At 61.6% G+C, this 250-nt stretch carries 1 pseudogene; it reads right to left on the bottom strand.

The annotated features are described in order from the left end of the window. A pseudogene (locus JWG43_RS19445) lies at positions 1–250 on the bottom strand (hypothetical protein); the annotation flags it as partial.

The raw sequence follows: 250 nt of genomic DNA, 5'->3' as shown, positions 1-250 counted from the left end.
CAGCGTTTTCCTCGGCCTGTGCCCTGAGCTGTTGTTCCGTGTCGGTTGCGGCGGTCAGTTGTTCCTTGAGGGCCTCTATTTCGGCATCCTTGTCGGCGGTGACCTGGGTTGCGGCGTCGAGTTGCTGTTGGAGATCCTCGACTTGAGCCTGGGCGCTTTGCAGTTCAGCGGTGGCGGTTTCGAGCTGGGCAGCGTTTTCCTCGGCCTGTGCCCTGAGCTGTTGTTCCGTGTCGGTTGCGGCGGTCAGTTG

The sequence above is a fragment of the Desulfobulbus alkaliphilus genome, from assembly GCF_016918545.1.
In the GTDB taxonomy this organism is placed as follows: Bacteria; Desulfobacterota; Desulfobulbia; order Desulfobulbales; family Desulfobulbaceae; genus Desulfobulbus; species Desulfobulbus alkaliphilus.
Note: the sequence above shows the minus strand (reverse complement) of the source record. Positions and strands in the feature narration are given on the sequence as shown.